Annotated in this window: 6 protein-coding genes; 2 read left to right on the plus strand and 4 right to left on the minus strand. The window is 62.3% G+C overall.

Features of this window, described 5'->3' with window-relative positions:
- Together EN964_RS28895 and EN964_RS28900 are read left to right on the plus strand one after the other, a co-directional pair.
- On the plus strand, positions 1–1,041 hold a 1,041-nt coding region (locus EN964_RS28895), incomplete at its 5' end, for a folylpolyglutamate synthase/dihydrofolate synthase family protein (protein ID WP_127277033.1).
- 28 nt (positions 1,042–1,069) lie between these two features.
- Positions 1,070–1,489: a VOC family protein gene (locus EN964_RS28900; RefSeq protein WP_127268386.1), complete on the plus strand. Its 420-nt coding sequence runs from the start codon at positions 1,070–1,072 to the stop codon at positions 1,487–1,489.
- A gap of 52 nt (positions 1,490–1,541) precedes the next feature.
- Here EN964_RS28900 and EN964_RS28905 read toward each other — a convergent pair whose 3' ends face one another.
- The 4 genes from EN964_RS28905 to EN964_RS28920 form a co-directional block, all read right to left on the minus strand.
- Positions 1,542–1,760, minus strand: a complete 219-nt coding sequence (locus EN964_RS28905) for a plasmid stabilization protein (RefSeq protein ID WP_127268387.1) — start codon at positions 1,758–1,760, stop codon at positions 1,542–1,544.
- Between the two features lie 68 nt (positions 1,761–1,828).
- Positions 1,829–2,110: a cupin domain-containing protein gene (locus EN964_RS28910; protein ID WP_127268388.1), complete on the minus strand. Its 282-nt coding sequence runs from the start codon at positions 2,108–2,110 to the stop codon at positions 1,829–1,831.
- Positions 2,111–2,241: 131 nt separating this feature from the next.
- On the minus strand, positions 2,242–2,565 hold the full coding sequence (gene trxA / locus EN964_RS28915; RefSeq protein ID WP_127268389.1) for a thioredoxin: 324 nt from the start codon (positions 2,563–2,565) through the stop codon (positions 2,242–2,244).
- Positions 2,566–2,640: 75 nt separating this feature from the next.
- Positions 2,641–3,587 (minus strand): PD-(D/E)XK nuclease family protein (locus tag EN964_RS28920; RefSeq protein WP_206528775.1); only part of this gene is annotated, 947 nt, incomplete at its 5' end.

A 3,587-nucleotide genomic window follows, 5' to 3' on the forward strand; every position in this document is an offset into this window, starting at 1 on the left:
AGGCTGGTCGAGGACAGGGTTTTCGCCGATGCTATTGCCCGTGCGGCCAGAGCCAATGAAGGCGAGAAGATCACCGTCTTCGAGATTCTCACCGCCGTCACCTTCCTCTTGTTTTCCGAACACCAGGCCGACGCCGCCATCATCGAGGTCGGGCTCGGCGGCCGCTTCGACGCGACCAATGTCGTCAAGGAGCCGGCCGTGTCAGTGATCATGCCGGTGTCGCTCGACCACGAGGCCTATCTCGGGGACCGTGTCGAACTGATCGCGGCCGAAAAGGCCGGTATTATCAAGCCCGGCTGTCCGGTGGTCATCGGCGCGCAGGAGAGCGAAACGGCGCTGCAGGTGCTGATCGAAACCGCCGAGCGGCTTGAATGCCCCACCTTCGTCTACGGCCAGGACTTCCTTGCCTTCGAGGAAAACGGCCGCATGGTCTACCAGGACGAAGACGGCTTGATGGACCTGCCACCGCCCAGGCTGCCCGGACGCCATCAGTTCGCCAATGCGGCGGCGGCGATCGCCGCGGTCAAGGCGGCCGGTTTCGAGATCAGCCATCGCGCCGCCGAAAAGGCGATGATCAATGTCGCCTGGCCAGGGCGTATGCAGAAGCTGATGCAGGGCCGGCTGGCCGAACTGGCACCCAAGGGCGCCGATATCTGGCTCGACGGTGGCCACAATCCGGGGGCCGGCGTGGTGGTTGCCGAAGCGTTGGCCGAGCAGGAAGAGAAGAACCCGCGTCCGCTGTTCCTCATCTCGGGCATGATCAACACCAAGGACCAGAGCGGCTATTTCCGTGCCTTCAAGGGCCTCGCCCGGCATGTCTACACGGTGCCGGTGAGCCTTAGCGAGGCCGGCGTGCCAAACGACGAACTGGCGGTCCGCGCGACGGAAGCCGGGCTGACCGCCGAGCCGGTGAGTTCCGTCGCCAGCGCGCTGATGCTGCTGCGCGACACCTGGGACGGTCCGGCGCCACGCATCCTGATCAGCGGTTCGTTGTATCTGACCGGCGCGGTGCTGGCCGAGAACGGCACCCCGCCGACCTGAAGGCGGATTTTTCTGCGAGGAACCTGTCATGATCAAGGTCAAGCAGCTCGCTCACGTCTGCATCTTCGCCAACGACCTTGAAGCGACACGAAGCTTCTATCGCGACGTGCTGGGCATGGACACCTGCTTCAATTTCCTGCGTGACGGCAAGATTTTCGGGTTCTACCTCGATTGCGGCGGCGGCAGCCATGTCGAGGTGTTCGGGAAAAACGAGGCCCGCTATGGCGACCTGAACCAGATCAACCACTTCTGCCTAGAAGTGGAGAACATTGATGCCGCGATCGCCCACATCAGGTCGAAAGGTGTCGACGTCACCTCAAAGAAACTGGCCTGCGATGACACATTTCAGGCCTGGATCCGCGATCCAAACGACGTGAAAATCGAGTTGTTCGAGTACACCCAGAAAAGCGCACAATTCACCGGCGACGACCGCATCGCTGATTGGTGAGACCAGCCAAGCCATGACACCGCATCAGGCGCCTTTCTAAGGGTCTCTGAAATCACAATGGTATGATTGCTTCCAGATCGATGTCGACGCCGATGCTTGCCGTCAGGCGGGAATAGAAGAGGGAGGCCGGTTCTCGCCCGGCCTCCCGAATCTCATAGGATTCAAGTGCGCGTTCGACGATATCAGCTATTGAACGGTTTTCGCGACGAGCGAGTCGATGAGCAATATCTCGTGCTTTTGCGCTGCGGACGGAAAGCTGGGGTTCGGCCATTTCAAACTCCCCTTTCTAGAAGATGTAGTCTCTCAGCGCCCATCAAGATGGCACATGATGGCATGCCGTCACCTCAATTCGATCTCGATAAAGGCATATTCGCCTTCGTTGGCGTTGATGACGTCATGTTCGACGCCCTCTTTGCGGAAATAGGGCGCGCCCTTCTTCATCTCGGCGAAGGTCTCGCCGTCCTTGGTCAACAGCTTCACCTTGCCGTCCATCAGCGGCACGACGACATAGTCGTGGCCGTGGCGATGCCAGCCGGTGTTTTCGCCCGGTGCGAAGCGGTACTCGGTGACGATGACGCGCTCATTGTCGATGAATACGGTGGCCTTGGCGGATCCGGTCATGGGGTTCTCCTGTCTGGCTCAAGCAGATGACATGGAGTGGCCGGACGCGAGAGCCAGAGCCACGCACCGATGACGCCAACAAAAAGCCCGGCGCGAGGCCGGGCTTGATGGTCATATGAATTTCAGATGGATCAGGCGAGATTGCCGTTGATCCAGTGCGACAGCGCGGTCTTGGGCGCCGCACCGACCTTCTTGTCGGCCATTTCGCCGCCCTTGAAGATCATCAGCGTCGGGATCGAGCGCACGCCGAACTGGGCGGCAAGCTCCGGATTCTCGTCGATGTTGAGCTTGGCGATCTTCACCTTGGCGCCGAGTTCGGTGGCAATGTCTTCGAGCGCCGGCGCGATCATCTTGCAGGGACCGCACCATTCCGCCCAGAAATCGACGACGACCGGTACGTTGGCGTCAAGCACGTCGGCCTGGAAGTTGCTCTTGTCGACCTTCACGGTTGCCATATGGAAAATCCTTTTGAAAGTTTTTGTCCCACCAAATGTGGTGGTGATCGCGCCCTTCTTCAAGCAGGTGTTGTGTCACGCTCCCGTGAGTCGGGCAAGGGCGTCGTCCATGGCACCGGCTGGCAGCTCGATCAGCCGCGGCGCCTCGGTGAACAGCAGGGCCGCCTTGACCGTGCGGCCGGGATAGAGCGGCTGCAACAGGGCGCGATAGAGCGCGAGCTGGAGCAGGTAGGCCGGCGGCACCTCGGCCAGAGTGGAGGGCGCCGGCCGGTTGGTCTTGTAGTCGACGATCGAGACCGTGTCCGACGTCACCGCCAACCGGTCGATCTTGCCGGAAATCGAGCGCTTTTTGCCCTTTACTTCCAGGCTGCCCATGATCGCGACCTCAGCACGCGACGACGGCGCAAACAGCTGACCGAGGCCGGGATCCGCAAGGATTGATGTGACCGACGCCAGGGCTTTTTCGCGCTCTGACGGAGGCCAGTCCGCACCCGTTCGCAAGAGATAGCGCTCCGCCGCGCGCTGGCGTTCGGGCTCGGCAATGCCCGGCAGCATCTGCAGCAGTTTGTGAAGGGCAAGCCCGCGCAGCACCGCAAAGCCCGGCTCGGCATCGGCGTCGAGCACCGGCGACGCCTTGTCGACCACAGCTTCCTTGCCTTCGTCTATCAGCGCCGCAGCACCGGATGGCGACAGCGGACGCGGCAGATCCTCGAAGGGGGGCAAGGGCCGGAACAAGGTCGCCGGCAGAGGTCCGAAAGCATCCGTCGGCCGCGCCTGCTCGCCGGAAGCCAGTGCGACCGGCGGCAGCTTGGTGACATGGAAACGATGCACCGGCTCGCCGCCGGCGGGATGCGCACGCTGCTCGCTTTCCGGCGCACCGATCAACGCGCGGCTGACGATCGAATGCCAGGTGCCGGCGTTCGGCGCTCGCTTGCCGTGATAGCCGCAGACGATCAGCCGGTCCTCGGCACGGGTCATGCCGACATAGAGCAGCCGGCGGGATTCGTCGTCGGCGAGGTCCC

The organism is Mesorhizobium sp. M7A.F.Ca.CA.001.10.2.1, assembly GCF_003998575.1.
Lineage (GTDB): Bacteria > Pseudomonadota > Alphaproteobacteria > Rhizobiales > Rhizobiaceae > Mesorhizobium.